Here is a 24,424-nt window from a genome sequence, read left to right on the forward strand (position 1 = left end):
AGCCCTATCAACCACCGTCGCTGGGACAGACACCCTGCACCCAGGGATGCTGGGTCAGCCTGGCTGTGCGACGGCTCTCCACAGGCCGGGATAATCGACAACGAAACCGTGCGGCGACACGTCGAGGACCTCGTCATAGCCGAACATGGGCGCGGCATAGGCATAGCGGACCGTGTCGAGACGCCAGTAGGTCTGATCGAGGCGCACCAGCCTGAGTTCGGGGAAGGTCAGTTAGGCGGCCGGGGCGGGCGTCGCCTCCCCAATGCCGAGGTCGAACCGACGGATCGCCAGCAGGTTCGATGCCGGCGTGAAGCCAAGATCGACGTCGACAAGCCCCGCGACGCCCTGCTGGACTTCGCCGTTCAGCATCCACCGGCCGCTGGACCCTCGTTCGATCGCGTAGTGCAGCTCGCGCGAGCCGAAAAGCCGTCGACCCGCGCCGATCGTGTGCGCCAGCCAGCCTCGCAAATCACCTCATAGGCAAGGCAGCATGGCTGGCCGTCATGGACGAAGATCGCCTGTCCTTGAGGCTCTGCCCGCCGTCGGTCGGCGAAAGCAGGCAGGCGTCGTGGCCTTCCACGTCCAGCCGGCGCCAAAGGATGGAAGCCGTCATCGGTGTAATCGTCCACTCCCTCGACGTCAAAACGATGCCACTCCTTCGCCTGCCCGGCCAATTGTGTTTCACCCGCGGCACCCGCAACTGACATGCCCTGACAGAATGCATCGCCCTGGCGGAAGGGGAAAATTGTTGCCTTGACATTCGCCGCCCCACGCCCGACTTCCTAGCACTTGAGGAGACAACCGATGCCAGAGCCCCGACGATCGACGATCGATGCCGGAGAAGTGGAACGCTTTTCCGCTCTTGCCGCCGAATGGTGGAACCCGAACGGCAAGTTTCGCCCGCTGCACAAGTTCAATCCGGTCCGGCTCTCCTATATCCGCGACCAGATAGCGACACGCTTCGGCCGCGACCCGCGCGCGGCACGGCCTTTCGAGGGCCTGCGCATTCTCGACATCGGCTGCGGCGGCGGGCTTTTGTGCGAGCCGATGGCGCGGCTTGGCGCCGAGGTGGTCGGAGCGGATGCCTCCGAAACGAACATCGAAGTGGCGAAGCTGCACGCGGCCGAGGGCAATGTGAGCGTCGATTATCGCGCAACGACGGCCGAGGACCTGGCCGATGCCGGTGAGAAATTCGACGTCATCCTCAACATGGAAGTGGTCGAGCACGTCGCCGACATCGACCTGTTCGTCGCCAAATGCGGCGAAATGGTCCGGCCCGGCGGCATCATGTTCGTGGCCACCATCAACCGCACGCTGAAGGCGCTCGGACTGGCCATCATCGGCGCCGAATATGTGCTGCGCTGGCTGCCGCGCGGCACCCACCAGTTCGGCAAGCTGGTGCGCCCGGAAGAACTCGAAAAGGCGCTTGGCGGCGCCGGCTTGAGCATCATCGACCGCACCGGCGTCACGTACAATCCGCTTGCCGACCGCTGGGCGCGCTCCAAGGACATGGACGTCAACTACATGGTGCTGGCGGAAAAAGGCTCGGTCTGATCCACCGGACGCGCAGGAACGTCGTTTGCAGGCCGGCATCACCTGAATATCAGCACATCCTAGGCGTCGAGCGGCCTGTAACCGCCCCGCCAGTAGATTAGCGCCTGCCCGGCATCGTGGGTGCGCACGGCCTCGACCGTGCCGATGACGATGGAATGCGTGCCGCGATCGATCATCTCGTCGAGGCTGCAGTCGAAGGCAGCCACCGCGTCGCAAAGCAATGAAGCTCCGGTCTTCAGCGTCATCCATTCAGCACCCTCGTAGCGGTCCTTGCCCTTGATGCCGCCAAAACCGGAAAACCGCTCGGCCACGCGCTGATGCTGGGGTCCGAGCGAATTGACGCCGAAATGCCGGTAGCGTTCGATCAACGGCCAGGTCGACGACGACCGGTTGACGCAGGCGATCACCTTGGGAGGCTCGGCCGACAGCGAGACGACCGAAATGACCACCAGGCCGGAGCGATCCTCGCCGACACCTGCAGTGATGACGCTGACATTGCCGACGATCAGCCGCATCGCGGCTCGAAAATCCGCAACGCCGACAGGAGTTCCCTCCGGAACCTTTGGTTCAGTCATGGCTGGCTCCTCGATGTCCCGGAAGCGGAAACGGCTTTCGGAAAAGACCACGCTCAAACAAGAAGATAAAGCGAATCCAGAGACAAATTCAGGTGAACCCGCGCCGGCGGCCATGGCGGCCGGCATGACCCATGCCACTCAGCCGAGGCCGCTTACGCTTTCTGGCTTTGTGCCTTGGTGGTGATGAAGACGCCGGCCGTGATGATGACCGCGCCAGCCCAGGTCAGCAGCTGATAATGTTCGCCAAGGAAGACCGTGCCGGCGAACAGCCCGACCGCCGCTGCCACATAGCCGATCTGGCTGAGATAGACGGGGCCACCGACCGACTGCAGGCGGAAGAAGAAGGCGAACATCGCCGACGCCGACGCGGCCTGGGCGACGACGACCAACGGCACGCCGCCGAGGAGTGCGAAGGTCCCGGCGCCGAACAGAGCGAGAATGCCAACAAACAGCATCGCCGCCGACGCCAGGTGGCTGCCAACTGCAAGCTCGATCGGACCGGTGCCTTCCGGCCAGTCCACCGTGCGGTAGATGTTGCCGGCGGCAAGGCTGACCGGGATGAGCAGGCCCATCACCACCCACAACAAATCGGCCGGCTGGCCGGCCTCGCCGCGCGTCACCGCCACCATGACCGCGCCGACGAAGCCGACGGCGATGCCGGCGATGCCCAGCATGTTGGGACGCCGGACACGCAACACGATCGAGAACACCAGCGTGATGACAGGCGACAGCGTGAACATGATGCCGGTGTAGCCGGCGCCGAGATGCGGAATGGCCGAGAACATCATCAGGTTCGGGACGGCATAGGACACCGCCGCGGTGATGAAGAAATAGCGCAATTTGTGCGCGGTGAGCCGGATGCGCTGGCCGCGCAGCAGCAGGGCGAACAGCAGCACGCCGCCGGCGCCGAGCGAGATGACGAAGGCCCAGACCATGGCCGGCACACCGGCAGCCGTGGCGAGCTTGCCGAACGGCAGCGTCAGGCCGAGCAGGCCACCGGTGATCACCAGCAGGCCGAGCGCCGAATCCCAGAGAAATTTCATCATCGAGCCCCGTCGTGCGCGGCCCTTGGCCGGCATTGCATCTTGAGGTAAGATAATGGAAAGATTCTTAACGTCAAGATATATGATGGTGAGGCAGTTGGACAGAGCAGCAAGAGCGATCGAGCAATGGAAGCGGGAGCGGCCGGATCTGGATGTCTCGCCGATGGCGGTGCTCGGGCGGCTGAACGAGGCCGCCTCGCTGATCGCCCGCGAGCGCCTCGCTCCGCTCTTTGCCCGGTACGGGCTGCAGTCCGGGGAGTTCGACGTGCTGGCGACGCTGCGCCGCGCGGGATCACCCTACGCGTTGACGCCGACCGCTCTCTATGAAGCGACGATGGTGACGTCGGGCGCCATGACCAACCGGCTCGACCGGCTCGAAACGTCCGGATTGATCCTGCGCGGGCCGCACCCCAACGATCGGCGCGGCATTGTCGTGCGGCTGACCGAAAAGGGTCTCGCGCTGATCGACGAGGCTGTCAGCGCCCACGTTGCCAACGAGCATCAGATCCTCGCGAGCCTGACGCCGTCGGAACGGGAAACGCTGTCACGGCTGCTTGAGAAATTGATCGGGAGCGTGAGCTAGAAGCTCAGTGGCGGTCGTCCGGAAACACCGGAATCGGCATGAACTCGACGCCGTCCTCGGCAAGGCTCTTGGCCTCGTCCAGCGTCGCCTCGCCATAGATGCCGCGCGCGTCGCTTTCGCCGAAATGGATCTTGCGCGCTTCCTCGGCAAACTTGTCGCCGACATAGTCGGCATTCTCGCGCACCTTCTCGGCCATCGCCTTGAGCTGCGCCAGGGCCTGCTTCTGCGCTTCGCCCATGGCGAGCGCTATCGTCTCCTGCTTGCGCGCCGTGGACACGGCCGGCGCCATCAGGGCCTTTTGCACCTTGTGCGAACCGCAGGTCGGGCAATCGACGAAACCGCGCTTCTTCTGGGTGTCGAAATCCTCGTTGCTCCGAAACCAGCCCTCGAATTCGTGGTCATGCTCGCAAATCAGGGCAAACCGGATCAAGAGGCCGCACCCCTGAGACGCGGCGCCTCGCCCACGCCGGCATTGACGGCGAAATCCCGCGCATTCTTGAGATTGGGGATCTTCTTGCGCGCCGCGGCCGACTGCGCCGGATCGATCTCGGCAACGATCACCGCCGGCTCGTCATGCGCGGCTTCGGCGATGATGCGGCCCCACGGGTCGACGATCAGCGAATGGCCATAGGTCTCGCGGCCGTCCTCATGCAGGCCGCCTTGCGCGGCGGCAACGACATAGGCGCCGTTCTCGATGGCGCGTGCCCTGAGCAGCACGTGCCAGTGCGCCTCGCCCGTCTGGCGGGTGAAGGCGGCGGGCACGGAAAGCAGGTCGGCGCCGGCCAGCGCCTCGGCGCGGAACAATTGCGGAAAGCGCAGATCGTAGCAAACGGCGAATCCCAGTTTCGCGCCTGCGATCTCGGTCACGACAGCCTCGGTGCCCGGCTCGTAGGCGGCGGATTCGCGCCAGCTCTCGCCATTGTCGAGATCGACGTCGAACATGTGGATCTTGTCATAGGTGGCGAGCGTGGCGCCGTCCGGGCCGAACAGCAGCGCCCTGTTGGCGAGCTTGCCGTCGGCGCGCAGGATGGCGGTCGAGCCGATATGCAGGAAGACGCCAAGCTCGCTTGCCAGTTTGCGCGCGGTCGCGACGACGATATCCTTGTCCTCGGAGGTGAAGGAGGCGGCACGCGCCTCCTTGTCGCGAATCAGCGCCCCTGTCATTTCCGGCGTCTGGATGTAGGTCGCACCTTGGCCGGCGGCTTCACGCACCAGCCGTTCGAGATCGACAGCGTTGCGGTCGGGGCTCTCGCCTGAACGCATCTGGATCGCAGCGGCCTTGAAAACACCCATCGTCATATCCCCTCAAATCGTTGCGCCGTTGGCGAGCATCTTATCGAGCCGGCCTTCGGCCTCCAGCTCGTGGAGGTCATCGCAGCCGCCGACATGCGTATCGCCGATGAAAATCTGCGGAAAGGTCGCGCGGCCGTGAGCGCGGGAAATCATTTCCTGGCGCAGTTCGGGCGAGAAGGAGGCGTCGTGCTCGGTAAAGGCGACGCCCTTGCGCTCGAGCAGCCGCTTGGCTGCCGTGCAATAGCCGCACATCATGCGGGTGTAGATGGTGACATCGGCCATGACGAATTTCCGCTGTTCGTTGCCGACTTATATAGTCGCGGACTCGTCCGCCCGAAAGTCCCCCGGCAACACACGGGCGAAGGTCAGCACGTCGACGGCACCGGCGCCACCTCTTTTCAGCGCCTTGGTTGCCGCCCGAACGGTGGCGCCCGTGGTGTAGACGTCGTCGATCAAAAGCACCCTGCGGCCGGCAATCTCGATCTCCGCCTCGGCAGGCACGCGAAAGGCGGCCCGCACATTCTCCTCGCGCTCCTGCCTCTCCAGCCCAACCTGCTGGCGGGTGAGTTTGACGCGCCGCACCGCCGAAGGCGCGAAGGGCAATTGGCTGAGCACGGAGACCGCCCTCGCCAGTTCCGCCGACTGGTTGAAGCGCCGCCTGAAAAAGCGCCGCCAGTGCAGCGGCACCGGCACCACCACATCCGCCTCGGCGATGAGGTCGGCGCCGGCGCGCACCATCCAGCGCGCCATCCATGGCGCGAGATCCGTGCGATCCTGGTATTTCAATCCTTGCACCATCTGGCGGGCGACGCCGGAATAGGCGACGGCGGCCCGCGCCCGCTCGAAGGGCGGCGGATCGGCGATCGCCTCGGCGGATAGAAAGCCCTCGCCCATATGGTGGGTGAACGGCGTGCCCATCACCGGACACCATGGCCGTTCCAGCAGCCGCAACTTCGGCCAGCAGCCGCCACACAGGACGCCGGGTTGCGAGACATGCCGGCGGCAGCCGGCGCAGACCGGCGGAAACAGGATGCGCGCCGGCCAGCCGAGGGCCGATCGGGCCAGGCTCTTGATCTCGATGGGCTTGATCTTGGGCATCGGATCGGCCACGTGGTTGGTCCTGCGCGCCACTATATGAACAATCTCAGAGCGTGGACAAACAAGGATTTGCCCGTTGCTGCCGATAATGGATATTTCGCTTTGGCTGGCGCACAAGCGGCGCGCGCTCGCCCATCCCGTTGACGGTGCCGATTTCCTCATGCGCCGCACGGCCGAGGACCTTGCCGATCGACTGGCTGCCGTCGAGCGCCGGTTCGGCAAGGCCGCGGTGCTGTTTTGCCAGACGGCGGCGGCAGCCGAAATGCTCGCCGAGAGCGGCAAGGTCGCCGACATTGTCCGCGTCGAGACGGACCCGGCTTTCCTGAATGGGAGCGCCGGCTTGATCGCACCACTCGAAACCGTGCCGTTCGAACCGGAAAGCCTCGATCTGGCGGTCTCCCTTCTGTCGCTGCAGGCGATGAACGACATCCCCGGCATGCTGATCCAGATCCGCCGCGCGCTGCGGCCGGACGGGCTTTTCCTCGGCGCCTTTGCAGGCGCCGGGACGCTTTTCGAGTTGCGCGAAAGCCTGCTTGCGGCCGAGACCGAGCTCTATGGCGGCGCCAGCCCGCGTGTCATCCCGTTCACCGACGTGCGCGATGCCGGTGCGCTTCTGCAGCGTGCCGGTCTCGCCCTGCCGGTCGCCGATGTCGAGACGGTGACGGTGCGTTATGCCAGCCTGTTCAGCCTGATTGCGGATCTGCGGGCCATGGGCGAAACCAGTGCGCTCACCGAGCGCAGCCGGCGGCCGGGCTCGCGCAAGCTGTTTGCCCGCGCGGCGGAAATCTACGCCGAGCGGTTTTCCGACCCCGATGGCCGCGTGAGGGCAAGTTTCTCGATCGTCTGGATGTCCGGCTGGGCGCCCGACGCATCGCAGCAAAAGCCGCTGAAGCCCGGGTCGGCCAAGGTCTCGCTGAAGACAATACTGGAGGCTCCCGACGGGCAGTGAACCGGCCCGCAGGCGCGGACGGCTACCTCAGGGCCCGAGGGCGTTGACAAGCCTGCTGGTATTGTCGCTGAACAGCCAGGTGATTGCGTTGAAAACCTGGCTGATGCCGCCAATGATGGTCAACGACAGTACACCGATGATCAGGGCATATTCGACAGCCGTGGCGCCGGTCTCGTCCTTCAGAAAACGAAGCAGCACTGCATTCATGACCTAAACCCCTCTGGCCAGAACCTTACCGCCGATCTGTTAAGAAAGGTTAACGGCAAAGGCTTAACAGGCGGTGAAACCGCCGCCCTTGTCGAATCTCTTAACCATGTCAGCAGTCGCCGCTGCTTCTGCCATTGGACCTGATGATGCAGACCGAACTGGGCTCCGGCTGCAGCACACTGCGGCGCACCGTATAGGTTTCGCGATGGCTGACCGAGCCGGTGGCCGTCATGTCGAGCCCGCTGGCAAAATCGTCGCGGGCCGACAGCGAGCGTGTCTGGCTGTCGAGGAAAGGCGCGGCGATCAGCGCCAGCGCCACCGCGGCCGAACCGAACAGAAGCGTGATGCGCAAGATGCCCATGCCCGCGTCGGCGGCGCGAAAGGCGCGATCGGGCCGGATCGAGTCCCAATCCCTGTCCAGGTTCATTCTATCGCTCCCCAGCGAATCGGCGGCACGGCCACGAAACGACCATGCTTCACTTTTTCACGGCGAGATAAATCTTCCATTAACGCTGACTGATACAGCGCTTCGACACGGCAGGCGGAAGGCGTCCCTAGAGGAGATCGATCAGGAACGGGATCAGCGGCGCGTCCGCCGGCGGCATCGGATAGTCGCGCATCTGCTTTGGCCGCACCCATTTCAGCGCCTGCCCCTCCCTGGGTTGGGCGATACCGCGGAAGCGGCGGCAGATGAACAGCGGCATAAGCAGGTGGAAATCGTCATAGGAATGACTGGCGAAGGTGAGCGGCGCAAGGCAGGGAATGTCGGTCTCGATGCCGATTTCCTCGTGCAGTTCGCGGATGATGCATTGTTCCGGCGTCTCGCTGGGCTCGACCTTGCCACCGGGAAATTCCCACAGGCCGGCAAGTTGCTTGCCCTCGGGGCGCTGTGCCAGCAGCACCCGGCCATCGGCATCGACCAGCGCACAGGCGGCGACCAGCAGCAGGCGCTTGCCGGCGATCGTCACATCACTCATGCCCAATTTCACTCCTGAACAGGCGGCCGGCGATAGTGGTAGCGATAGACCTCGTCGAAGCCGAGCGATCGATAGAGTGCCAGCGCGGGCACATTGCCGGCCTCGACCTGCAGCCAGGCTTCGCGAGCGCCACGCAGCCGCGCCCATTTCAGCGCCGACAGGATCAGGTTGCGGCCGTGGCCCTTGTTGCGCGCCGACTTGTCGGTGGCGATCTCGAACAGGCCGGCAAGATCGCCATCGTGCACGCAGATCAGCGTCGCCAGCGGCTCGGCTCCGTCTTCGAGCGCGAACAGCCCGGCCTCGGGCTGGATGGCGCCGATGATCTCCGATAGGCCGGGTCGCAGCGATACGTCCGAACCGCTGACCTTGAGCGACGCGCCGATGAAGCGGCTGATGTCCTTCAGCGGGATCTGGTCCATGGCGGCATCGAGTTGCGCGTCGGCCAGCGGCAGCCGCATCACCAGCGACTCGTCGAATCGGCTCCAGCCCTCGCGGTCGAGATGACTGGCGAGACTGGGACCCGACAGCGGCGACATGCGGAATGTCAGCGGCCTGCCATAGGCATCGAAACGGCGGCTGGCACGGCCGATGCGGTCGGCGATATGCTGGGTGTCACCGGGATCGAGAGGATTGACCGAATTCAACCGCTTGGCCGGATGGCCGGCGGTCAGCCGCACCACCCAGGTGCCGTCATAGTGGACGGCCGCTGCTGGCCAGGCGCGAAAGCCGGCCGCCTCGTAGCGGCGGACGATCGCGAGCATGCTTGCCGGATGCCTGGAAGCCAAAGCCATCAGCTCCGATAGTCGCCATTGATGGCGACATATTCCTTGGTGAGATCGCAGGTCCACACCGTCGCCTTGCCGCGGCCGATGCCGATGTCGGCGAGGATGCGGATGTCGTCGCGCCTCATATAGGCCGACGTCGCTTCCTCCGAATAGCCGGGGTCGCGCTCGCCCTCATGCGCCAGCCGGTTGTCGCCGAACCAGATCGACAGCCGGTCGCGGTCGGCGGGCTCGCCGGCCTTGCCGACCGCCATGACGACACGGCCCCAATTGGCGTCCTCGCCGGCGACCGCTGTCTTGACCAGCGGCGAATTGGCGATCGACAGCGCGATGCGCTTGGCCGACCGTGCCGATTTTGCGCCGGTGACCGTGACTTCGACCTGCTTGCGGGCGCCCTCGCCGTCGCGCACGACTTGCAGCGCCAGCGATTTCAGCACCTTGCCGAGCGCCCGGCGGAACGCGCCGAGGCGCGCATCCTTGGCGTCGGTTATCTCTGGCGCACCGCGCTTTGCGGCCTTGCCGGTGGCGAAGATCAGCAGCGTGTCGCTGGTCGAGGTGTCGCTGTCGACGGTGACCGCGTTGAAGGTCTTGGCCGTGCCGCGCGACAACAGGTCCTGCAGGACGGGTGCGGCGATCGGCGCGTCGGTGGCGATGAAGGACAGCATCGTTGCCATGTCGGGCGCGATCATGCCGGCGCCCTTGGAGATGCCGTTGATGGTGACGTCGGTGTCGCCGAGCTTGACGATTGCGGTCGCGACTTTCGGATAGGTATCCGTGGTCATGATCGCCTTTGCCGCTTCGGTCCACAAATCAGGCTTGCCGTTGCTGACCAGTCCGGCCAGCAGATGGCTGAACTTGCCGGTGTCGAGCGGCTCGCCGATGACGCCGGTCGAAGCCAGGAAAACCTCGCTCGCCTTGCAGCCGGCGGCTTTGGCCGCGGCTTCGCCCGTCAGCGCGGTGGACTCGCGGCCCTTCTTGCCGGTGAAGGCGTTGGCGTTGCCGGAATTGACGACCAGCACCCGCGCCTTGCCGGCGCCGAGATTCTGCCGGCAGAAATCGACCGGCGCCGAGGGACACTTCGATTTCGTGAACACGCCGGCGACCGCGGTGCCTTCATCGAACACCATGGTCAGCAGGTCGGTGCGGTTCTTGTATTTTATCCCCGCCTCGGCGGTGGCGATACGCACCCCCTCGATGGCCGGCATCTTGGGGTATTTCTTCGGCGCAAGCGGCGAAATCGTCGTGGACATGGGGACCTCGGGCGGGAAAATCGCAAGGGAAGGCCGGTTTGCCCGATACGACGCGCGGGCGCAAGGGCGTTTTCGCTTGTCGCCAGGGGCGGAAACCCAATCGGAATTAAGCCTGCATTTCAAATCCGTTGGCATCGCGCGGGCCGATGACGTTATGATCTCCCCAATGGGCAGGCTTGCGATCCTCGCATGGGCGTTTCTGGGACTTTTGCTGCTGAGCGCCGATGCCCAGCCGCAGCGGCGCGTGGCGCTTGTCATCGGCAACGGCACCTATGCCGAAGCCGGTACGCTGGCCAATCCGGTCAACGACGCACTCGACATCGCCGACAAGCTGCGCGCCATCGGCTTTGAGGTCATTGAAGGCAATGATCTCGGCAAGCGCGAGCTGGAACGCAGCATCGGCGCGTTCTCCGATGCGCTCGAAGGCGCCGGTGTCGGGCTTTTCTACTATGCCGGCCACGGCTTGCAGGTCGAGGGGCGCAATTACATCGTGCCGGTCGACGCCAGGCTCGACATGCCGGTCAAGCTCCAACTCGAGGCCGTGCCGATCGACGAGGTTCTCGACATCATGGAACAGCAGACCAAGGTCAGCCTGGTGTTTCTCGATGCCTGCCGCAACAATCCGTTTGCCCGCAGCCTGAGCCGCACCGCCACCACGCGCTCGGCGACGGCGCTGGCCGGGCTGGCGCAGTTCGATTCGACGCGCGGCTCGTTCATCGCCTTCTCGACAGCACCTGGTGCGGTCGCCATGGACGGAAGCGGCCGCAACTCGCCCTTCGCCGAGGCCTTGCTGCGGCACATCGCCGAGCCCGGCCAGAGCATCAACGACATGATGATCGCGGTGCGCCGCGACGTGGTGTCGCAAACGCGCGAGGCGCAACGCCCCTGGGAGCAGGGCTCGCTGCTCGAGCGCTTCGAATTCGTCCCCGATGGACAACCCGCCCAGCCGCAGAAGCCGGCCGCGGCTCCGGCCCCCCCGACGGAAGTTGCCGCGCTCGAACGATCCGTCGGCGACGACAAGGGCTCGATCGAGAAATTCCTGCGCCGCGATTATCTGGCGCCGGACACCAAGGCGATGAGCGAGACCGTCAAGCGGCTCTACGGCCCCTCCGCCACCATTTTCGGCACGCGCTACGACGCCGACGCCATCGCCAGGGTCAAGGCCGACTGGTTCGCGCAGTGGGCCTCCTGGTCGCTTGGCCTGGAGCCCGGCAGCCTGGAGGTCACCTCGCATGGCGAGGATCGCGCCGAGGCCGCCTTCGCGATGCGCTACGACTATCTGCCGAAGGACAAGTCGGCGGCGCGCCTGACCGGCAAGGCACGCGTCACGCTTGGCCTGGTCAAGGCAGACGGCGGTTGGCGCATCGAGTCCGAGACATCGCAAGTGATGCAGTAGAGATCGGCGCAAAGCATGGAGCAGTTGTGTGGCAATCCGTTGCCTTGTCAAAATTGAAAACGAAGCCTCGATGTGGACCTTCGCGTCAATGCCTGTGGTTGGCGACTGGGTGCACATGCCATCCGGCGAGAGTCTGGCCATCTACGCGGTAACCGAGATAACGCATGTACCGCAGCCAGCCACAGCAAGCGCCGAGGAAGTGCCGCTAGTGTTTATCACTTTGGAAGGCGCAGGGGAGTAACATGCAAACCGGACCTAAAGGCCAAGGCTAACGGATGTCGGCCGGACCGGGGCGGCGATGACGCGCGTTCGATTGTTTCAAACTGGAACTACCGCCCGTCGATAGGAATTTTTTCTTGAAACAGTGAGGGCAGCTATGCTAGATTTTTAGCTATCGTGCTATTTGCGCCAGTGACCCGCCGTAAGGCGGGTTTTGCATTTTGGTGCTTCGCCAACCAACGCGCGGCGAAGAAACCCGTTAACCCGGGATCGTTGCCCCTGCCGCCGCCACTGCCTCCAGCAGCTTGAAAACGGGGCGTTTCGTTTAATCGCCGGGTCGCGTATATTGCCGGCGAAATTGTTGGCGAGGACGACAGAAATGGGCGTAGACGTCGATCCGGCGCGCAAATCGATCGGCGCGCGGCGCAACCCAGACAGCGCCGATGCCATTCTCGAAGCCGCCGAGGCCGTGCTGGTCGAGGCCGGTTATGCCGGTTTCTCGATCGAGGCGGTGGCGCGGCGGGCTCGCGCCGGCAAGCCCACCATTTACCGCTGGTGGCCGAGCAAGGCCGCATTGCTGCTCGAAGTCTACCAGCGCCAGAAGCGCGTCGATGTTCCCGATACCGGGCGGCTGGAGGAGGATCTCGTCGGTTTCCTGAAAAACCTGTTCGCCCACTGGCGCGAGACATCGTCTGGCAGCGTGTTCCGGTCGCTGATCGCCGAGGCACAGTCGGATGACGCGGCGTCCACGGCACTTGCCGGCTACGCACTGGGCCGAACGTCGCATACCGGCCAGATAATCGAACGCGCCAAGACGAGGGGCGAAATCGGCGTCGACATCGATTCAGCGCTGGTCGCCGACCTGATCGCCTCTTTCGCCTGGAAGCATCTGTTGACCAACCGGCTCGACGAGGACGAAGCCACGATCCGCAAGACGGTCAGCTACGTGATGCGAGGCATAGCAGCGCCTGGAAAGTAAACGCGGCCCGCGCCGGCCGATAAAAGAGGGCGCGGCAACCCTTGGCTGCCGCGCCCTTTTCAGGCTTACTTCCTTCAGGCTTACTTGGCGCTTTCCAGCGTATCGACCGCCTTCTTCAGCTTCTCGTCGGGGATCTCGACCTTGGCGCCGCCGCGCAGCGACTTGACCAGCGCAAAATACTTGTCGCGGATGACCGCCTGCCTGGCCTGGTCCTTGACGTCGTCGAATGCCGGCGGCTGCTTGGTGCGCTTGTCCTCGAGCTTGATGACATGCCAGCCGAACTGCGACTGCACCGGCTGCTCGGTGTATTTGCCGACCTGGAGCGCGAAAGCCGCCTTGTCGAACTCCGGCACCATCTGGCCAGGTCCGAACCAGCCGAGATCGCCACCGCTGGTCTTGCCCGACGGATCGCTGGTGTGCTCGTTGGCGAGCTTCTGGAAGTCGGCGCCGCCGTCGAGCTGCTTGATGATGGCCTCGGCCTCTTCCTTCGTCTTCACGAGGATGTGACGGGCATGCACCTCGTTTGTGGGCGGTGTGTTGGCGATCTCCTGGTCGTAGCGGGCGCGAACCTCGGCGTCGGTGACCTTGTCGACGACGCCCTTCTCGACCATCTCGCCATGCAGCGCGCGCTGCTGCAGGAAGGCCATGCGGCGCTGGAAGTCGGGATCCTTGTCGAGGCCGGTGGTGACCGCCTGGGCGGCCATGACGCGGATTTCGATGGCCGCCGAGAGGGCCGCGGCGCGGCGCTGCTCGGGCGGCAGCTGGGCGAACTGCTGCGACAGCTCGCCTTCGGCAAGCACCAGGTCGGCTTCGGTCAAGGGCTGGCCGTTGATCGTGGCGATCACGGTGTTCGGATCGACCGGTGCCGCGGCAGGTGCTGCCGCATCCGCCGGGGCAGGTGCTGCCGCATCCGCCGGAGCGGGAGCGGTCTGCGCCATCAGCGGCGACAACGAAAGGGCCGACAAGCCGAAGGCCAGGCCAAGGCTGGCAAGCGACGCGCGGCGGAACAACAAGGACATAAGATGACTCCGGTAAGGATTATGAGGGCGGAAGGTTTCCAGATCAGCCGGATTGTGGCGGAATTTGGCGCGACCGGCAGGGCCAGCGCGGCGTTGACATCAGTTGAGCCCCCTCTTATCTGTCCAACGACTTTGCGTCCAGAACCGTTTTCCGGGCGCTTTTTGTGTTTGCCCGTGTTCAAGCGGTGCGTTCACGTGGATTTGATGGGGCCAGCCGGCGTCCGTCTCAAGATTGAGAATTCTATCGAAAGGACCATTGGATGGTCAGTCTCGGCGGTCTCGCCCGTAAGGTTTTCGGTTCCTCCAACGACCGTCGGGTCAAATCGACCCGGCCCCGTGTCGAGGCGATCAACGCCATGGAAAACGAGATGCGGGCACTCTCCGACGAGGAGTTGGTCGGCCGCACCGCGAAATTCCGCCAGGACATCGCCAACGGCGCCACGCTCGATGACCTTTTGGTTCCCGCCTTTGCCACCGCCCGCGAGGCGGCGCGCCGCGTGCTCGGCATGCGGCCCTTCGACGTCCAGCTGATCGGCGGCATGGTGCTGCACAATGGCGGCATTGCCGAGATGCGCACCGGCGAGGGCAAGACCCTGGTCGCGACGCTGCCGGTCTACCTCAACGCGCTCGCCGGCAACGGTGTCCACGTCGTCACCGTCAACGACTATCTCGCCAGCCGCGACTCCGAATGGATGGGTCGCGTGTACAAGTTCCTCGGCCTCTCGGTCGGCGTCATCGTCCATGGCCTGTCCGACGAGGAGCGCCGCGTCGCCTATGCCGCCGACGTCACCTACGCCACCAACAACGAGCTCGGCTTCGACTATCTGCGCGACAACATGAAATACGAGCGCGCCCAGATGGTGCAGCGCGGTCACAATTACGCGATCGTCGACGAAGTCGACTCGATCCTGGTCGACGAGGCGCGCACGCCGCTGATCATTTCCGGTCCGCTCGAGGACCGCTCGGAAATGTACAACACCATCGACACCTTCATCATCCAGCTGCAGCCGCAGGATTATGAGATCGACGAAAAGCAGAAGACCTCGATCTTCACCGAGGAAGGCACCGAGAAGCTGGAAAACCTGCTGCGCGATGCCGGCCTGCTCAAGGGCGAGTCGCTCTACGACGTCGAGAACGTCGCCATCGTCCACCATGTCAACAATGCGCTGAAGGCGCACCGGCTGTTCCAGAAGGACAAGGACTATATCGTCCGCAACGACGAGATCGTCATCATCGACGAATTCACCGGCCGCATGATGCCGGGCCGCCGCTATTCGGAAGGGCTTCACCAGGCGCTCGAAGCCAAGGAGCATGTGACGATCCAGCCGGAGAACCAGACGCTGGCCTCCGTCACCTTCCAGAACTACTTCCGCCTCTACAAGAAGCTTTCCGGCATGACCGGTACGGCGCTGACCGAGGCCGAGGAGTTCGGCAACATCTACAATCTCGACGTCACCGAGATCCCGACCAACCTGCCGGTCGTCCGCAAGGACGAGGACGACGAGGTCTACCGGACGGTCGAGGAGAAGTACAAGGCGATCGTCAAGGAGATCCGCGAAGCCAGCGCCAAGGGCCAGCCGACGCTGGTCGGCACCACCTCCATTGAAAAATCCGAGCAGCTGGCCGAGCGCCTGCGCAAGGAAGGCTTCAAGGATTTCGAGGTGTTGAACGCCCGCCACCACGAGCGCGAGGCGGCGATCGTCGCCCAGGCCGGCAAGCCGGGCGCTATCACCATCGCCACCAACATGGCCGGCCGCGGCACCGACATCAAGCTCGGCGGCAATGCCGAGATGCGCATCGCCGACGAGCTGGGCGACATGCCGGCCGGGCCCGAGCGCGAGGCGCGGGAAAAGGAAATCAATGACGACGTCGAGCGCCTGAAGGAAAAGGCGCTGGCCGCCGGCGGCCTCTATGTGCTCGCCACCGAACGCCATGAATCGCGCCGCATCGACAACCAGCTCAGGGGCCGCTCCGGCCGTCAGGGCGATCCCGGCCGCTCGAAATTCTTCCTGTCGCTGCAGGATGACCTGATGCGCATCTTCGGTTCCGAGCGCATGGACGGCATGCTACAGAAGCTCGGCCTCAAGGAAGACGAGGCGATCATCCATCCCTGGATCAACAAGGCGCTGGAAAAGGCGCAGAAGAAGGTCGAGGCGCGCAACTTCGACATCCGCAAGAACCTGCTGAAATACGACGACGTCTCCAACGACCAGCGCAAGGTGGTGTTCGAGCAGCGCATCGAACTGATGGACGGCGAAGGCCTCTCGGAAACCATTGCCGAGATGCGCGAGGGCGTCATCGACGAGATCGTCGCCAAGGCCATTCCCGAAAACGCCTATGCCGAGCAGTGGGACGTTGCCGGGCTGAAGGCCGAGGTCGCCGAATTCCTCAATCTCGACCTGCCGGTCGAAGACTGGGCCAAGGAAGAGGGCATCGCCGAGGACGATATCCGCGAGCGCATCGCGCGGGCCGCTGACGCCGCCGCCAAGGAGCGCTCCGAGCGCTTCGGCCCCGAGGTGATGAACTATGTCGAGCGCTCGGTGGTGCTGCAGACGCTCGACCATCTGTGGCGCGAGCACATCGTCAATCTCGACCATCTGCGTTCGGTCGTCGGCTTCCGTGGCTACGCCCAGCGCGATCCGCTGCAGGAGTACAAGGGCGAGGCGTTCGAGCTGTTCCAGGCGATGCTGGGCAATCTGCGCCAGGCCGTCACCGCGCAGCTGATGCGCGTCGAACTGGTGCGCCAGGCCGCCGAAGCACCGCCGCCCGAGGCGCCCGACATGTTCGGCATGCATATCGACGGCACCACCGGGGAGAATGATTTCGACGGCGGCGAGACCGCCCTCCTGGTCCGTCCGGAGACGACCGCGATTGTCGCTCCCGAGAACCGCGACCCGAACAACCAGGCGACCTGGGGCAAGGTCGGCCGCAACGAAGCCTGCCCCTGCGGCTCCGGCAAGAAGTACAAGCACTGCCACGGCGCATTCGCGTAAGCACGCTCTTTCCTTCTCCCCGTCACTATACGGGGAGAAGGTGCCCGAAGGGCGGATGAGGGGCGGCGCTGACGCTTGCGATTAGCCAATCTCCCCACCTGAGGGGGAGATGGCCGGCAGGCCAGAGGGGTACATTCTTCAATCCTTCGATGGCGACCCGCACTCGCCATGCCACCGGCGTGGAGAATGTGCGTGCTGCGCACCCCCTGCGCCTCCCGGCCCTTCGCTATGGCTCCGGGCGTTCGTCGCTCGAAAAGCCAAATCGTTGGCTTTTCGTCCGCTGCGCGGACCACTCCTCACCCAACCGTTTCTTAATGTGTCTTTGCTACACCACGGCCTGAAAAAGAGGCGGAAAACGGAGAGTAATCGGGGTGCGCTTTTCCGCGGCCACGACAGCCGGGCGGTTCTTGCCGCAGCGTTTGGCGCTGCGCATCGGGCCGTTGCTTGACCGCATCGACGCCGTGCTGTTCACCGCCGACGAGCGCGGCGAAGCCGGCCGCATGTCGGTCATCGCTTTCTCCATCCGCATCATCAGCGCCGTCATCGCCTTCGTCAGCCAGGTGCTGATGGCACGCTGGATGGGCTCGTTCGAATACGGCATCTTCGTCCTCGTCTGGGTGACGATGGTTATCGTCGGCAACCTCGCCTGCCTGGGCTTCCACACCTCGGTCATCCGCTTCATCCCCGAATACCGCGAGCGCGGCATGCTGGCCGAACTGCGCGGCATCGTGCTGGCCAGCCGTCTGTTCGTGCTGATCGCCTCCACGCTCATCGCCGGGCTCGGCGCGCTCGGCGTCTGGCTGGCCGCGCCATGGATCGAGAACTACTACGTGGTGCCGTTCATCCTCGGCGTCATCTGCCTGCCGATGATCGCCATGTCCGATTTGCTGCAAGGGCTGGCGCGCGCCAATTCATGGGCGCTGTTCGCGCTGTCGCCGACCTATCTGGTACGCCCGGTGCTGATCCTGCTGTTCATGGCGCTGATGCTGGCCGCCGGTTATGCGCCCGACGCCAGGACCGCCATCTTCGCTTCGATCGCCGCGACCTATGTCACCACGCTCGGTCAGCTCATCGGCGTTACCCAGCGCATGGAAAGGCGGATCCCGGCCGGGCCGATGAAAGTCCATTTCGCGCAATGGTTCCTCGTGTCGCTGCCGATCTTCCTGGTTGAAAGCTTCTTTTTCCTGCTCACCAACGCCGACGTGCTGATGGTCGGCGCCTATATGGATCCCAACGACGTCGCCGTCTATTTCGCCACCGTCAAGACACTGGCGCTGGTGCATTTCGTCTATTTCGCCGTGAAGGCCGGCGTTGCCCAGCGCTATGCGCAGTTCACCCATGGCGAGCCGCAAAAGCTCGCCGCCTTTGCCCGCGAGACCGTGTCGTGGACGTTCTGGCCCTCGCTGCTGATGGCGATGCTGGTGCTGGCGCTGGGTGAGCCGATGCTGGTGCTGTTCGGCCCTGAATTCAGCAGTGGCTATCCGCTGCTGTTCCTGCTCGTTTTCGGCGTCGTGGCGCGGGCCGCCGTCGGTCCGTGCGAAAGCCTGCTGACGATGAGCGGCAACCAGAACATCTGCGCCGCCGTCTATGCCATGACGCTGGCCTTCAACATCGGCCTCAACGTGATGCTGATCCCGCATTTCGGCCTGTGGGGCGCGGCCATGGCCACCGCCTTTGCCATGATCTTCGAAGCCTGTGCGCTGTCCTTCACCGTATGGCGCAAGCTCGGCATCGTCATGCTTATCTTCGTGCCTGCGAAAGGAGCCGCGTGATGGCCGCCATCCCGTTGCTTGAGGAAACCAGCGGCGGCACGGCCGGCGCCATGGTGTCCGGTCTTGCCGGGCTGACCCGCGACCCCGACCCCGCCCATATCGAGATCCTCGCCAACAACCGGCCGGAGCGCAAACTCGCCATCTACCCGGCATCGGCCGGCTTCGACCTGGTCGAGGAACTGGATTACCTCTGCACCCGCACGGTCGAGCCGAACGTCTTCTTCAACCCGCGCTTCCTGGCGCCGGCCATGCCGCGGCTGGAGGATCGCGAGGTGCGGCTGGCGGTGATCCGCGACGGCGACGAATACCGCAACCGGCTGCGCCTTCTGGTGCCGTTCTCGGTGGAACGACCGGGAATGCCGCTCGGCGTTCCAGTCATGCGCACATGGTCGAGCCCGTTCGGTCCGCTCGGCACGCCGCTGGTCGATCGCGACGACCCGGTCGGCGTCGTCGAGGACTTCTTCTCGATGCTGTCGCGCCCGCACTTGAAGCTGCCGAAAGTCTTCGTCCTGCCCGATATCCGGCTAGACGGCCCTGTGGCGAGCCTGTTTGCCACCGTGGCCGAGACGCGTGGCCTGATGCTGGTCACCACCGGCCAGACCCAGCGCCCCGCGCTGGAGAGCCAAGCCGACGGAGACGAGTATCTGAAGGCCTCGCTGCGCGCGCACCATTTTCGCGAGTTCCGCCGGCTGAAGCGGCGCCTCGGCGACCTCGGCAAACTGGAGCATGTCGTGGCGCGCGGCCCTGAAGAGATCCGCCACGCCATCGAAAGCTTCCTGACGCTGGAAGCGGCCGGCTGGAAAGGCCGCGAACGCACCGCCATGGCGATCGACCGCTACCGCGCTGCCTTCGCCCGCGAGGCGGTGCACCGGCTGGCCGAACAGGACATGTGCCGCATCCATTCGCTGACGCTGGACGGCCGCACCATTGCCTGCCTGATCGTGTACGTCGAAGCCGGCGTCGCCTACACCTGGAAGACGGCTTATGACGAGACGCTGGCCGCCTATTCGCCCGGCACATTGCTGATGATCGAGGTGACCAGGCAGCATCTCGACGATCCCAACATCATGATGACCGATTCCTGCGCCATGCCCGACCATCCGGTGATGAGCCGGCTATGGACCGAGCGTAAGCCGATGGGCACGCTGGTGATCGGCCTGACGCCGGATGCCGATCGCCTCACCCGCCAGGCCGCCTCGCAGCTGCATCTCTACCGCGAGACCCGCAACATGGCCCGCCTGCTGCGTATCCGCATGAAGAGCCTGCTGGGACGGCGGTAGACCAGAGCTTGGTGGTAACCGATGCCCAGGCTTCCCAGGTGGCCAGGCGACTAGAATAGGCCGGTTCGGCAACCGTCCCCTGGGAACAGGCGCAGCGGCCGCTCCGGCTCATCCACGACCGCCGGGATCGCCCGTGCGGTCGCCGAGGGATCACCCAGTTTCTGGCCTTCATCCTGTCGCGCCGCCGGGCATATTCGGGCATCGGCACGGCCGGGTTGGCCGAAGAGCCACGCCAATCAAGGGCGCACCTTGCTTACGTCACGAGATGTAACAGTAACGTACTTACCTAGCGTCATCGCCAGTCGCAGGGTGACATCATGTCGGGCCGCTAAAGACTGGCTTGGGTAGGCGTGCCCAAGGGAGCGAGCAATGGCCAAACAGCAGCAAGAACACGAAATCGATAGCAGTACCCTCAGCCGACGCAGCGTCCTGCTTGGAGGCACCGCACTTGCGGCGGCAGCCGCCACCCTCACATCGCGGCCGTCGATCCAGCCCGCGCAGGCGGCGGGTGGCAAGCCGAACATCCTCGTCATCTTTGGCGACGATATCGGCTTTTGGAACATCAGCGCCTACAACAGAGGCATGATGGGCTACCGCACGCCCAACATCGACCGCATCGCCAATGAGGGCGCAATCTTTACCGACCTCTACGCCCAGCAGTCCTGCACCGCGGGACGCGCGGCGTTCATCACCGGGCAGAGTTGCTTCCGCACCGGCTTGCTCAAAGTCGGTCTGCCGGCCGCCCCGGAAGGACTGTCGGGGAAGGACCCGACGCTCGCCGAGTTGCTCAAGCCGCAGGGCTACGCCACCGGCCAGTTCGGCAAGAACCACGTCGGCGACCGCAACGAGTTCTTGCCCACCGTCCACGGCTTCGACGAGTTCTTCGGCAATCTCTACCACCTCAATGCCGAGGAAGAGCCGGAGAATGTGGACTATCCGAAATCGCCAGAGTTCCGCGCGAAATTCGGCCCGCGCGGCGTGCTCAAATGCACCGCCACCGACACGGATGATCCCACCGAAGATCCCCGCTTCGGCCGGGTCGGCAAGCAGAAAATCGAGGACACAGGCCCGCTCACCAAAAAGCGCATGGAAACGGTCGATGAGGAATTCCTGGGCGCGGCCAAGGACTTCATCGATCGGCAGCACAAGGCCGGTAAGCCATTCTTCTGCTGGTTCAACACGACCCGCATGCATATTAACACCCATCTCAAGCCCGACTCGGAAGGCAAGACCGGCTTGGGACTGGAGGCTGACGGCATGGTCGAACTCGACGGCTATATCGGCCAGATTCTCAAGCAGCTGGACGATCTGGGTATTGCCGACAACACCATCGTGCTGTGGACCACCGACAACGGCGCCGAAGTTTTTTCATGGCCCGATGGCGGCACGACGCCGTTCCATGGCGAGAAAAACACCAGTTGGGAGGGCGGCTACCGCGTTCCCGGCATGATCCGCTGGCCGGGGGTCGTCAAGCCTGGCACAGAGATCAACGACATCGTCTCGCACGAGGATTGGGTTCCGACTCTGGTGGCGGCAGCCGGCGAGCCGGACGTCAAGGAGAAGCTCCTGACCGGTTACGAGGCTGCGGGCAAGACCTTCAAGGTCCACCTCGACGGTTACGACCAGCACGATCTGCTGGCCGGTACCGGCCCCGACCCTCGCAAGGAGTTCTTCTACTGGACCGACGACGGAAACCTCGCCGCCTTGCGCTATGACCGTTGGAAGATCCTTTTCCTGGAGCAGCGGGCGGAGGGCTTCGACGTGTGGCAGGAACCGTTCGTAGCCTTGCGGGTGCCCAAGATCTTCGACCTGCGAGCCGATCCGTTTGAACGCGCCCAGCATGAAGGGGCCGAATATATCAGGTGGCGCTTCGATCGGACGTATCTGCTCATGCCGGCGCAGGCCTTCGTAGGCCAGTACATTCAAAGCTTTGTCGCGTTCCCGCCGCGGCAGAAGCCGGGCAGCTTCTCGCTCGACCAGGTGCTGGCAAAACTCCAGGAAGCCGGCGGCGCTGGCAAGAACTGAAGCCAGCTGACGAAACCTTTCAGCGGGCCGCGCCGGTTCAACCGGCGTAGGCTCCGTTCGCGACTTGACGCATCATTTTTGACTCCTCTCCCTGCCGTCGCATATTCCGCGCCACGTCCCGCTTCGGAGGTAAGGCAACGTGTGGTCGCCAGTGGCTTTCTACCGCCAATAGGCGTAATTGCGCAGTTGCTAATATACCCATAAATTAATCAGTGCGGCAGTAACAAACCCACCGGAGTGGCCGGTACGCTGCATGACTTTGGCAATTGGCATTGGAGATCTGGTGGGGGTCACGGCCACTGTGCGCAGGCGGATTGACGATGAGCGCGTCAGCGTGTCGGTCCCGAACTATGATTGCCCGCAATCGATCCGAAGCTATGATTTTGCGCATTCGATCCGCACCGAGGTGCAGCGGGGAGATCAGATTGAGCTTGTTGGCGAGGTCACCCGGATCGATGACCAGACGGTGACAATCGACCTGGGGCCGCTGGTGACAGTCGAAATCGATATGGTCAGGCTCATCGAGAGACACCGGCCAAAGCAGCGCAGGACGACTCTCTGAGGCCCTCTCTTTCTAAGAATTCCTCAATCGATCCGCAACGCCAGCATCTTATGCACGATGGACCCGATTCTGCTTCGACCTCGCACGGTTATGGGTTTGAGCTATCCTTCGCCAAAGCGTTGAAAAGCAACGTGCACGCCACCAGCGATACGAGCCCGCCTAACAGGTCGTCCCCTGTCAGGCCGAAAAGATAGACCGTCTCAAACGCCAACGCTGCCACTGCTGTTCACCCAGGTGCGAATTGATCAGCCTTCCTGTCCATCACCAAGGCTACACCGCGAGCCGCAGCTATCTTCGCGACAAGAGCCTCTAGATCGGCATCCGATCGCATCGACCCGGTTTTCTGTCGGAGTCGGGAAACCGCCAGTGTGACAGAAAGGGGAACCTTCCCCTTCGCCTCGCTCACAATTTCGTCGGCCGCCGCCGCAACGTTACAGAGCTCTGGTGCAACTTTGATCCTCATGGCTAGCCACCTCCATACAAAGGTCGCGCGCCATAAACTCTCGAACCCAATCCAAGTTCCAACCAAACCGAGCTGGCTGGTGTCGCGCCTCGGAGCGGCGGCGGGCCAGTCATGGATGCTGGGGATCAAAACCAGCATAGGGTCAACGAGCGGCTGTGCGGTTGGTCGCGGACCGATCATTCTGGTAGTGGGTCAGTTTGAAATTTGACCGGATGCAATATGCATTCAAGCATGTCAGCACATCATTCGCGGAACGTCAGAACCTGACAATGCGGATGCACATGCGCCGCTTCACGCGTCTGACAAACGGCTTTTCCAAGAAGGTTGAAGCTGATGCAAACGCGGTGGTTTTGCACTATTGTTGCGCTGGTGGAAGCGGAAGAGGCGAAGATTGACCGCAAGCGTGTTACAAGAAGCTCGTTGCCGCCTAAACATTCGGGGGAAGCCAATGCAAATCACGGAAATATATGCTGACGAAGTTAGCGAGACGCACTTGCGCAATGTTGCGGTGAATCTTGCGGCACGCGACTTTGCCCCTCCATCTGCCCCCATAGGCGCGTCTGCCGAAACGCCGATGACGACCGGTGTATTTCTTGAATTGCCGCCCGGATGGGACCCGCAATACCATGCGACGCCGCGCAGGCAATTGGTGGTGTTGCTCCAAGGTCACCTCAAAATCACGACCACCGACGGAACTTCAGCCGACTTCCGGCGGGGTGATGTTCTCTTGCTCAATGACAAAGACAGCAAGGGCCACCGGTCGCTAGTCCAAGGTCAAGAGGCGGTTGGCCTGCTTCTCGTTGGCATCGCAGATTGATTCATCGACAAATTTCAGACTGACCCACTGCCGTCATTTTAGAGAAATTGAATATTCAAATAAACGGCCTATAATTTGCCAGCCGGCAAACCCACCCCTCTTTGCCGGTAAGGCCCGGCGGTCAAACCCCGAGCCACCGCTATGGCCGCCGGACCGCTGAAGACGGTCGGCAACGCTACGACGTTGTGCCGGGGTGAGGCGGGCACGAATCGGTGGCGGCGCCCAGCCAAGGGAGGTCATTCGCATGCACACGGCAGCACTGCAGCTTCGATCGCTCCGAGAAGCCTTATTGCCAATGATGGGGTTTACCGCCTGGCACGAAAGCGTCAGCGAACAAGGCACGCCCATTTGGACACGTTACATCGCGAAAACGGACTCGTGGGAGGTCCGTCCGATGACGCCTGAAGAGGAAGCCAAGGCTTTCTGGTGGTATTGTCCACCATTTATTTGAACCCCGTCCGAGGCGCCGCAGCTTCTGTCTGGCCTCAAAGCCCGCGCCACGGAGGGACCGCTGGCGCGGGCCGGCCGATGTGCCCACCAGCCTGCGACGGAGCCAAGCAGCGGCGTCCGAAGCATGAACTCAACAAT

General features: G+C 63.8%; 25 protein-coding genes and 2 pseudogenes. 13 read left to right on the forward strand and 14 right to left on the reverse strand.

What is annotated here, in order from left to right:
* Nucleotides 1-54: 54 nt before the first annotated feature.
* A pseudogene (locus AC1DZP_RS00070) lies at nt 55-369 on the reverse strand (putative glycolipid-binding domain-containing protein).
* 435 nt (nt 370-804) lie between these two features.
* Between AC1DZP_RS00070 and ubiG the strand changes: the two are divergent.
* Nucleotides 805-1,554, forward strand: a complete 750-nt coding sequence (ubiG, locus tag AC1DZP_RS00075; protein ID WP_111548894.1) for a bifunctional 2-polyprenyl-6-hydroxyphenol methylase/3-demethylubiquinol 3-O-methyltransferase UbiG — start codon at nt 805-807, stop codon at nt 1,552-1,554.
* 59 nt (nt 1,555-1,613) lie between these two features.
* Here ubiG and AC1DZP_RS00080 read toward each other — a convergent pair whose 3' ends face one another.
* Both AC1DZP_RS00080 and AC1DZP_RS00085 read right to left on the reverse strand, forming a co-directional pair.
* Nucleotides 1,614-2,129, reverse strand: a complete 516-nt coding sequence (locus tag AC1DZP_RS00080) for a flavin reductase family protein (protein ID WP_477299740.1) — start codon at nt 2,127-2,129, stop codon at nt 1,614-1,616.
* A 152-nt stretch (nt 2,130-2,281) separates the two neighbouring features.
* Nucleotides 2,282-3,172, reverse strand: a complete 891-nt coding sequence (locus AC1DZP_RS00085; protein ID WP_477300170.1) for a DMT family transporter — start codon at nt 3,170-3,172, stop codon at nt 2,282-2,284.
* A gap of 97 nt (nt 3,173-3,269) precedes the next feature.
* On the opposite strand from AC1DZP_RS00085, the gene AC1DZP_RS00090 reads away from it, so the two are divergent.
* Nucleotides 3,270-3,755: a MarR family winged helix-turn-helix transcriptional regulator gene (locus tag AC1DZP_RS00090; RefSeq protein WP_477228461.1), complete on the forward strand. Its 486-nt coding sequence runs from the start codon at nt 3,270-3,272 to the stop codon at nt 3,753-3,755.
* A 4-nt stretch (nt 3,756-3,759) separates the two neighbouring features.
* On the opposite strand, the gene AC1DZP_RS00095 is transcribed toward AC1DZP_RS00090, so the two are convergent.
* From AC1DZP_RS00095 to AC1DZP_RS00110, 4 genes are read right to left on the reverse strand one after another with little or no spacing between them, the layout of a single operon-like run.
* Entirely contained in the window at nt 3,760-4,185 is a 426-nt protein-coding gene (locus tag AC1DZP_RS00095) for a DUF1178 family protein (RefSeq protein WP_477228439.1), read from the reverse strand.
* On the reverse strand, nt 4,182-5,048 hold the full coding sequence (locus AC1DZP_RS00100; RefSeq protein ID WP_477299741.1) for a carbon-nitrogen hydrolase family protein: 867 nt from the start codon (nt 5,046-5,048) through the stop codon (nt 4,182-4,184). Before AC1DZP_RS00100 ends, AC1DZP_RS00095 begins: the two co-directional genes overlap by 4 nt.
* Nucleotides 5,049-5,060: 12 nt before the next feature.
* Nucleotides 5,061-5,330: a glutaredoxin 3 gene (grxC, locus tag AC1DZP_RS00105; protein ID WP_457150483.1), complete on the reverse strand. Its 270-nt coding sequence runs from the start codon at nt 5,328-5,330 to the stop codon at nt 5,061-5,063.
* A gap of 27 nt (nt 5,331-5,357) precedes the next feature.
* A complete protein-coding gene (locus AC1DZP_RS00110) occupies nt 5,358-6,158 on the reverse strand; it encodes a ComF family protein (protein WP_457150484.1) in 801 nt (266 codons plus the stop codon).
* Between the two features lie 64 nt (nt 6,159-6,222).
* Between AC1DZP_RS00110 and AC1DZP_RS00115 the strand changes: the two genes are divergently transcribed.
* Nucleotides 6,223-7,095 (forward strand): methyltransferase domain-containing protein, encoded by an 873-nt coding sequence (locus AC1DZP_RS00115; RefSeq protein WP_477299742.1) that lies wholly within the window; start codon nt 6,223-6,225, stop codon nt 7,093-7,095.
* A gap of 27 nt (nt 7,096-7,122) precedes the next feature.
* On the opposite strand, the gene AC1DZP_RS00120 is transcribed toward AC1DZP_RS00115, so the two are convergent.
* The 5 genes from AC1DZP_RS00120 to argJ all read right to left on the reverse strand — a co-directional run bounded on the left by AC1DZP_RS00120 (nt 7,123) and on the right by argJ (nt 10,311).
* Nucleotides 7,123-7,302 (reverse strand): Flp family type IVb pilin, encoded by a 180-nt coding sequence (locus tag AC1DZP_RS00120; protein WP_457150486.1) that lies wholly within the window; start codon nt 7,300-7,302, stop codon nt 7,123-7,125.
* Nucleotides 7,303-7,411: 109 nt separating this feature from the next.
* Nucleotides 7,412-7,729 carry a hypothetical protein gene (locus tag AC1DZP_RS00125; protein ID WP_477299743.1) on the reverse strand — a complete coding sequence of 106 codons (318 nt, stop codon included), beginning with the start codon at nt 7,727-7,729 and terminating at the stop codon, nt 7,412-7,414.
* A gap of 127 nt (nt 7,730-7,856) precedes the next feature.
* Complete coding sequence (locus tag AC1DZP_RS00130) at nt 7,857-8,279, reverse strand: (deoxy)nucleoside triphosphate pyrophosphohydrolase (protein WP_477299744.1); 423 nt, start codon at nt 8,277-8,279, stop codon at nt 7,857-7,859.
* A gap of 8 nt (nt 8,280-8,287) precedes the next feature.
* On the reverse strand, nt 8,288-9,040 hold the full coding sequence (locus AC1DZP_RS00135; RefSeq protein ID WP_477228434.1) for a GNAT family N-acetyltransferase: 753 nt from the start codon (nt 9,038-9,040) through the stop codon (nt 8,288-8,290).
* 29 nt (nt 9,041-9,069) lie between these two features.
* On the reverse strand, nt 9,070-10,311 hold the full coding sequence (gene argJ, locus AC1DZP_RS00140; protein ID WP_477299745.1) for a bifunctional glutamate N-acetyltransferase/amino-acid acetyltransferase ArgJ: 1,242 nt from the start codon (nt 10,309-10,311) through the stop codon (nt 9,070-9,072).
* 166 nt (nt 10,312-10,477) lie between these two features.
* Here argJ and AC1DZP_RS00145 point away from each other — a divergent pair, with 166 nt between their 5' ends.
* Both AC1DZP_RS00145 and AC1DZP_RS00150 read left to right on the forward strand, forming a co-directional pair.
* Entirely contained in the window at nt 10,478-11,707 is a 1,230-nt protein-coding gene (locus tag AC1DZP_RS00145; protein ID WP_477299746.1) for a caspase family protein, read from the forward strand.
* Nucleotides 11,708-12,305: 598 nt separating this feature from the next.
* Entirely contained in the window at nt 12,306-12,905 is a 600-nt protein-coding gene (locus AC1DZP_RS00150) for a TetR/AcrR family transcriptional regulator (protein WP_477299747.1), read from the forward strand.
* 80 nt (nt 12,906-12,985) lie between these two features.
* On the opposite strand, the gene AC1DZP_RS00155 is transcribed toward AC1DZP_RS00150, so the two are convergent.
* A complete protein-coding gene (locus AC1DZP_RS00155; protein WP_095084836.1) occupies nt 12,986-13,924 on the reverse strand; it encodes a peptidylprolyl isomerase in 939 nt (312 codons plus the stop codon).
* 260 nt (nt 13,925-14,184) lie between these two features.
* Here AC1DZP_RS00155 and secA point away from each other — a divergent pair, with 260 nt between their 5' ends.
* The 5 genes from secA (at nt 14,185) to AC1DZP_RS00180 (ending at nt 22,556) form a co-directional block, all read left to right on the forward strand.
* The gene (secA, locus tag AC1DZP_RS00160; RefSeq protein WP_477299748.1) at nt 14,185-16,917 is read left to right on the forward strand and encodes a preprotein translocase subunit SecA; all 2,733 of its coding nucleotides are present in this window, start codon (nt 14,185-14,187) and stop codon (nt 16,915-16,917) included.
* Nucleotides 16,918-17,288: 371 nt separating this feature from the next.
* Nucleotides 17,289-18,689 carry an oligosaccharide flippase family protein gene (locus tag AC1DZP_RS00165; RefSeq protein ID WP_477299749.1) on the forward strand — a complete coding sequence of 467 codons (1,401 nt, stop codon included), beginning with the start codon at nt 17,289-17,291 and terminating at the stop codon, nt 18,687-18,689.
* Nucleotides 18,689-19,969 (forward strand): GNAT family N-acetyltransferase, encoded by a 1,281-nt coding sequence (locus AC1DZP_RS00170; RefSeq protein WP_457153513.1) that lies wholly within the window; start codon nt 18,689-18,691, stop codon nt 19,967-19,969. Before AC1DZP_RS00165 ends, AC1DZP_RS00170 begins: the two co-directional genes overlap by 1 nt.
* 369 nt (nt 19,970-20,338) lie before the next feature.
* The gene (locus tag AC1DZP_RS00175) at nt 20,339-21,994 is read left to right on the forward strand and encodes an arylsulfatase (protein ID WP_477228426.1); all 1,656 of its coding nucleotides are present in this window, start codon (nt 20,339-20,341) and stop codon (nt 21,992-21,994) included.
* Between the two features lie 253 nt (nt 21,995-22,247).
* Nucleotides 22,248-22,556, forward strand: a complete 309-nt coding sequence (locus AC1DZP_RS00180; RefSeq protein ID WP_477299750.1) for a hypothetical protein — start codon at nt 22,248-22,250, stop codon at nt 22,554-22,556.
* A 226-nt stretch (nt 22,557-22,782) separates the two neighbouring features.
* Here the strand turns inward: AC1DZP_RS00180 and AC1DZP_RS00185 are convergent, their stop codons facing one another.
* A complete protein-coding gene (locus AC1DZP_RS00185) occupies nt 22,783-23,019 on the reverse strand; it encodes a hypothetical protein (protein ID WP_477299751.1) in 237 nt (78 codons plus the stop codon).
* Between the two features lie 227 nt (nt 23,020-23,246).
* Here AC1DZP_RS00185 and AC1DZP_RS00190 point away from each other — a divergent pair.
* The 3 genes and pseudogenes from AC1DZP_RS00190 to AC1DZP_RS00200 form a co-directional block, all read left to right on the forward strand.
* Nucleotides 23,247-23,378: pseudogene (locus tag AC1DZP_RS00190) on the forward strand (IS1 family transposase); the annotation flags it as partial.
* A gap of 89 nt (nt 23,379-23,467) precedes the next feature.
* Entirely contained in the window at nt 23,468-23,836 is a 369-nt protein-coding gene (locus AC1DZP_RS00195; RefSeq protein WP_477299752.1) for a cupin domain-containing protein, read from the forward strand.
* Nucleotides 23,837-24,080: 244 nt separating this feature from the next.
* The gene (locus tag AC1DZP_RS00200; RefSeq protein WP_477299753.1) at nt 24,081-24,287 is read left to right on the forward strand and encodes a hypothetical protein; all 207 of its coding nucleotides are present in this window, start codon (nt 24,081-24,083) and stop codon (nt 24,285-24,287) included.
* The last annotated feature ends 137 nt before the right edge of the window (nt 24,288-24,424 follow it).

The sequence above is a fragment of the Mesorhizobium sp. P2_F8 genome, from assembly GCF_056403655.1.